The organism is Flavobacterium sp. (assembly GCF_043722275.1).
GTDB lineage: Bacteria > Bacteroidota > Bacteroidia > Flavobacteriales > Flavobacteriaceae > Flavobacterium.
This window is the reverse complement of the sequence record NZ_JAYSPC010000128.1, coordinates 44,078-50,077: the sequence shown is the minus strand read 5'-3', so window position 1 is coordinate 50,077 and position 6,000 is coordinate 44,078. Positions and strand designations below refer to the sequence as shown.

Here is a 6,000-nt window from a genome sequence, read left to right as displayed (position 1 = left end):
CATTTTGTAGCTAATTGAGAAACATCTTCACCTTTTAAGCTTTCAATTATAATCACTACAATTTGAGTTGTAGTAGAATCAGAATATCTAATTAGTTTTTCTTCAAGCTGTGATTTTTCAGTTGCGCTTAAAACATTCGCATAATCATAAACAGAAGTTTGAAGACTTGGTTTTTCAGGAATTGTAAACTGTGCAAAAATAGAATTAGCAGTAAAAAACGCTAATAGCAAAAAAGTAAACTGAAAAATTCTTTTGGAATTTGTGATCTTATTTTTGGAATCTTTCATCATTTAACCTTTTGATATTTCGTTTGATAATTCGTTAGTATCACCTTCAAACCAAGGGAAATTGTTTTTCAATTGTTCGCCTGCACTTAAAATGCCATCAACGATTCCTTGCTTGAAATTTCCTGATTTAAATTGAGTTACCATTTTTTCTTTGGTTGAATCCCAAAAATCCGATTGCACAACATCATTTATGCCTTTGTCTCCGCAAATAGCAAATGTTTTATCGGCCACGGCAAAGTAAAACAAAACCCCATTCTGAAGTCGGGTTTCATTCATTTTTAATTCATAAAAAACTTCTAAAGCCCTGTCAAAAGGAACTTTAGAAGTTGTTTGTTCTATATGTACTCTAATTTCGCCAGAAGTGTTTTTTTCGGCTACGCGAATAGCTTCAACAATATCTTGTTCTTCTTCTTTGGACAAAAAATCTTCTACTTTTGACATTGGAGTTATTTTAGATATTAGATAATAGATATTAGATTTTTAGACTAAATCTTAATTTCTAAGAAAGTCTAATAATCTAAAAAGTCTAAATTTAGAATTTTACTTCAACTGGTTTATCAGCACCTGCAACAGCTTCAAAGTATGGTTTTTCTTTGTAATCTAAAAACCATTTGTTCGGGATAGAAAGGATATAACCATTATAATCCTGAACAGCTTCATTAAAACGAGTTCTTGCAGTTAAAATTTGGTTTTCTGTACTAGCCAATTCGTCTTGTAATTTCAGAAAATTTTCATTTGCTTTCAACGTTGGATATTGTTCTACTGAAACTAATAATCTTGACAATGAAGATGATACGCCACTTTGAGCCTGATTGTATTGTGCTAATTGCTCAGGAGTTACATTACTTGGATCAATAGTTACAGATGTAGCTTTTGCTCTTGCTTCAATAACAGCTGTTAAAGTTGATTTTTCGAAATCTGCCGCACCTTTTACTGTGTTTACAAGATTCCCAATAAGGTCATTTCTTCTTTGGTAAGTTGTACTAACATTTCCCCATTCTTTATTAACTGCTTGATTTTTTTGTAACCCGGTGTTTTTAATTCCAATTGACCAAAAAGCAATAATAGCAATTACTGCTATAATAATTCCTACGGGGATTAACCATTTTTTCATATCTGTTTTGATTTAAGTTTGTTCTGATTTATTTAATAAATATATTATAATTCGTTTTTAATTTCGTTCAATTGTGATTTTATCGTCTCTAATTTACGTATTATTTCGAATTTATCTAATGTTTTCTTTTGTCCTTCTTTCAAATGTGTTCTGGCGCCATCGAGTGTAAAACCTCTTTCTTTAACTAAATGATAAATCAATTGCAGGTTGGTAATATCTTCGGGCGTAAACATTCGGTTGCCTTTGGCATTCTTTTTTGGTTTTAAGATATCAAATTCGCTATCCCAAAACCTTATCAACGATGCATTGACATTAAAAGCTTTGGCAACTTCGCCAATGCTATAATACCTTTTATCTTTTGAAAGCTCAATATGCATGATTTGTAATTTTCTGTTTTTATTCCAAAAATACAACTTTTTGGAGGATTAATCTAATGACTGGTTTTCCTGGTTCGCCATTTGTGAAATTGCGACATATTCTACCGCCGAGATATTTCCGTAATAAAAATTCAACGGGTTTACGACTTTTCCGTCTTTATGAACTTCGTAATGACAATGGGGACCTTCGGATCTTCCGGTACTTCCCACAAAGCCAATAACATCGCCTCGTTTTACATGCTGACCCGCTCTGCAATTGTATTTGCTCAAATGCGCATACAAACTTTCGTATCCAAAACCGTGCCTGATCACGACATGATTTCCAAATCCCGAAGCAGCAGCATCAGCCCTTTCGACAACGCCATCGCCCGTGGCATAAACCGGAGAACCTGTATTGGCAGTAAAATCCATTCCGTTATGCATTTTTCGCACTTTCGTGAAAGGATCTGTTCGATATCCAAAACCCGAAGCCATTCGTTTTAAATTCTCATTTCGAACAGGCTGAATTGCCGGAATCGCTAATAATAAGTTGCCTTTTACGCTCGCTAATTTCAAAATTTCATCTAATGATTTAGATTGAATCGCTAATTCTTTTGATAATCGGTCAATTCGTTTTGTGGTATTTAAAACCAATTGTGAGTTATTATAACCTTCTAAGTCCTTATAACGTTTAGGATCTCTAAAACCAGCTTTTCTGATAGAATCCGGAATTTCGGTTTTATTAAAATAAACCCTGTAAATATTGTTGTCTCTGTTTTCTAAAGCCTCGGTAACATCATCAATTTCATCCATTTTTTTGTTCAAAATAGAATATTGCAATTTCAAATTCTCAATTTCACGTGCTTGTAAGCGATCTTTTGGAGTTTCGAAATACGGAGTATTGATTAAAAGCACAAAAACTAAAAAGCCAAATAACGCCGAAGCCAGCAAAAACAGTAACGCATAACCGATTTTGATCCTTTTTCTGGTTTTTATTTTTGTATAAGCCAGATTTTCCGAGTCGTAATAATATTTTACTTTCGCCATATTTTAAAATACCCTATTTTTGCAGCTTGTAAAATAAGTTAGTCGAACAAATTTAATAAATGTTTCAGTTGTTCGAAGCTTTTTTTCAAGAATAAATCAATTAGATAATGTGTCAATTATATAATTAGATAATGTATTAAGTAGGAGATTTATTGTTTAAAGCCGTAAGTTTTTTATTTTAAATTATCAGATTATCAAATTGAAATATTAAGTAATTTTCTAATTGACACATTATCAAATTGTCACATTAATAAATATGAAATCACAAGACGTACGTAAACAATTTTTAGACTTTTTTAAAAGCAACGGACATTTAATTGTTCCATCTGCACCTATCGTTCTTAAAGACGATCCAACTCTTATGTTCAATAACTCGGGAATGGCCCAGTTTAAGGAATATTTTTTAGGAAACGGAACTCCAAAAAGTAAAAGAATAGCTGATACGCAAAAATGTCTTCGTGTTTCAGGAAAACATAACGATCTTGAAGATGTTGGTTTTGATACATATCATCATACCATGTTTGAAATGTTAGGGAACTGGTCTTTTGGTGATTATTTTAAAAAAGAAGCAATCAATTGGGCTTGGACTTTATTGACAGAAGTTTATAAAATCCCGAAAGAAAACCTTTATGTTTCTGTTTTTGAAGGAAGCAAAGAAGATAATGTTCCATTTGATCAGGAAGCTTGGGATATCTGGAAAACATTAATTGATGAAGACCGAATTATTCTTGGAAATAAAAAAGATAATTTTTGGGAAATGGGAGATCAGGGACCATGCGGACCTTGTTCTGAGATTCATGTCGATTTACGTTCAGCAGAAGAAAAAGCGCAAGTTTCAGGAAAAAGTTTAGTAAATAATGATCACCCGCAAGTAGTGGAAATCTGGAATAATGTATTCATGGAATTCAACCGTAAAGCCGATGGTTCATTAGAAAAACTTCCTGCACAACATGTAGATACCGGAATGGGATTTGAGCGTTTGTGTATGGCTTTACAAGGAAAAACATCAAATTATGATACAGATGTTTTTACACCGCTTATCGAGAAAGTAGAACAAATTACAGGATTGAAATATACTCCAAACGATGTCGCTCTGAGCGGAGTCGAAGAGACTGAAGAACAAAATAAAACCAATATTGCGATTCGTGTAATTGTAGATCACGTGCGTGCGGTTGCGTTTGCAATTGCTGACGGACAATTACCATCAAATACCGGTGCAGGTTATGTAATACGTAGAATTTTGCGTCGTGCAATTCGTTACGGATTTACATTTTTAGATATTAAAGAGCCTTTTATCAATAAATTGGTAGAAGTTTTAGCGAATCAAATGGGAGAATTTTTCCCTGAAATTAAATTACAGCAACAATTTGTTACCAATGTAATTCGTGAAGAAGAAGCTTCTTTCTTGAGAACTTTGGATCAGGGACTAATTTTGTTGAATGATTTAATGTTGGCTCACACAGATAATATTTCTAAAGCTAAAGTTGAAATTGATGGAGATTATATTTTTAAATTATATGACACTTTCGGCTTTCCTGAAGATTTAACTGGACTTATATTAAAAGAAAACGGCTTTACTTATGATAAAGAAGGTTTCAAAACAGAGTTGCAGAAGCAAAAAGCACGTTCACGTGCAGCATCAGAAGTTTCGACAGAAGATTGGTCGGTTTTGATTCCAGGAAATGTGGAAACATTTGTAGGTTACGATAAAGTAGAAAATGACGTAAAGATTACCAGAATCCGTAAAGTAGATTCTAAAAAAGACGGAGTTCTATACCAAATCGTTCTTGACAACACACCATTTTATCCTGAAGGTGGAGGACAAGTTGGTGATAAAGGAGTTTTAGTTTCTGCAAACGAAACTATCGAAATCATTGATACTAAAAAGGAAAATAACCTGATTTTGCATTTTGCAAAACAATTACCTGAAAATATTGAAGCTGGTTTTACAGCAAAAGTAAATACCGATTTAAGAAGTGCAACTTCTAAAAATCACTCGGCTACGCATTTAATGCATTTGGCTTTGAGAAACCTTCTTGGAACTCACGTAGAGCAAAAAGGTTCATTAGTAAACCCGAACTATTTGCGTTTTGACTTTTCGCATTTCTCTAAAGTTTCAGACGAAGAATTACGTCAGGTTGAAGCAAGGGTAAATGCACAAATTGAAGCACAATTGCAATTGACAGAACACCGAAATATCCCAATTAAAGAAGCATTAGATAAAGGTGCAATGGCTTTATTTGGAGAAAAATATGGAGATAATGTCCGTATGATTGAATTTGGAGAAAGTAAAGAACTTTGCGGTGGAATTCACGTGAAAAACACGGCAGAAATCTGGCATTTCAAAATCCTTTCTGAAGGCGCAGTAGCAGCTGGAATCCGTCGTATTGAAGCGATTACAGGTGATGCGGTAAAACAATTCTATCAAAATCAAGAGAATACTTTATCCGAAATAAAAGAAACGTTAAAAAATCCGCAGGATACTATTAAAGCTGTTGTTTCATTACAAGAAGATAACGCGAAATTGAAAAAACAGATTGAGCAATTGCTTAAAGAAAAAGTTGGAGCATTAAAATCTGAATTAGAGAAAGACTTCCAAGAAGTAAACGGAATCAATTTCCTAGCAAAACAAGTAGATTTAAGCATGGCGTCGACTAAAGATTTAGCTTCGGCTTTAGGAAGTTCAAAAGCAGATTCGTTTGTGTTTTTAGCTTCTATAGAAGATGGTTTACCAAATATTCACTGTTATATTTCTAAAGAATTAGTAGTAGGCAAAAGCTTAAATGCAAATGCAGTTATCAAAGAATTAGGAAAATATATTGAAGGAAATGGAGGAGGACAGCCTTTCTTCGCATCTGGAAAAGGTAAAAATGTAAACGGAATTGCTGAGGCTTTGTCTCACGCAGTTGATTTCGTGAAGTAAAGAAAAGTTGCTAAGAATCTAAGTTACTAAGGTTCTAAGTTTTTTATACGATCCAAAAAGCAAACCCGACAGGTTTTTAAAAACCTGTCGGGTTTTGTATTTATAGAATTTATATTTTTTTCTCATTTTATGTCATTTCGACGAAGGAGAAATCGCATGCGTTGAGAACACATTGTTGGCGAATATTGTGATGTGATCTCCTGCGAAAATGACAAATAGTAGGTTTGAGATTAGTTTAAACAAAAGCTATTAAGTTAAAAGGAAAACGGGCTT

At 33.5% G+C, this 6,000-nt stretch carries 6 protein-coding genes; 1 reads left to right on the top strand and 5 read right to left on the bottom strand.

The window, feature by feature from the left end; translation table 11 throughout:
• The 5 genes from ACHZDT_RS15865 to ACHZDT_RS15845 all read right to left on the bottom strand — a co-directional run.
• A partial coding sequence (locus tag ACHZDT_RS15865; RefSeq protein ID WP_394775597.1) for a TPM domain-containing protein occupies positions 1 to 287 on the bottom strand: 287 nt, incomplete at its 3' end.
• A gap of 3 nt (positions 288 to 290) precedes the next feature.
• Positions 291 to 728 carry a TPM domain-containing protein gene (locus tag ACHZDT_RS15860; protein ID WP_394775596.1) on the bottom strand — a complete coding sequence of 146 codons (438 nt, stop codon included), beginning with the start codon at positions 726 to 728 and terminating at the stop codon, positions 291 to 293.
• 91 nt (positions 729 to 819) lie between these two features.
• Positions 820 to 1,401, bottom strand: coding sequence for a LemA family protein (locus ACHZDT_RS15855; protein ID WP_394775595.1), 582 nt, complete (start codon positions 1,399 to 1,401; stop codon positions 820 to 822).
• A gap of 44 nt (positions 1,402 to 1,445) precedes the next feature.
• Positions 1,446 to 1,778 carry a MerR family transcriptional regulator gene (locus ACHZDT_RS15850; RefSeq protein WP_213302398.1) on the bottom strand — a complete coding sequence of 111 codons (333 nt, stop codon included), beginning with the start codon at positions 1,776 to 1,778 and terminating at the stop codon, positions 1,446 to 1,448.
• 48 nt (positions 1,779 to 1,826) lie between these two features.
• Positions 1,827 to 2,804 carry a peptidoglycan DD-metalloendopeptidase family protein gene (locus tag ACHZDT_RS15845; RefSeq protein WP_394775594.1) on the bottom strand — a complete coding sequence of 326 codons (978 nt, stop codon included), beginning with the start codon at positions 2,802 to 2,804 and terminating at the stop codon, positions 1,827 to 1,829.
• A 256-nt stretch (positions 2,805 to 3,060) separates the two neighbouring features.
• On the opposite strand from ACHZDT_RS15845, the gene alaS reads away from it, so the two are divergent.
• Positions 3,061 to 5,727, top strand: a complete 2,667-nt coding sequence (alaS, locus tag ACHZDT_RS15840; RefSeq protein ID WP_394775593.1) for an alanine--tRNA ligase — start codon at positions 3,061 to 3,063, stop codon at positions 5,725 to 5,727.
• Positions 5,728 to 6,000 lie beyond the last annotated feature (273 nt).

Coding starts and splice junctions, on each gene's coding strand:
- ACHZDT_RS15850 (WP_213302398.1), bottom strand. CDS start 1,778: ATGCATATTGAGCTTTCAAAAGATAAAAGGTATTATAGCATTGGCGAA.
- ACHZDT_RS15855 (WP_394775595.1), bottom strand. CDS start 1,401: ATGAAAAAATGGTTAATCCCCGTAGGAATTATTATAGCAGTAATTGCT.
- ACHZDT_RS15845 (WP_394775594.1), bottom strand. CDS start 2,804: ATGGCGAAAGTAAAATATTATTACGACTCGGAAAATCTGGCTTATACA.
- ACHZDT_RS15860 (WP_394775596.1), bottom strand. CDS start 728: ATGTCAAAAGTAGAAGATTTTTTGTCCAAAGAAGAAGAACAAGATATT.
- alaS (WP_394775593.1), top strand. CDS start 3,061: ATGAAATCACAAGACGTACGTAAACAATTTTTAGACTTTTTTAAAAGC.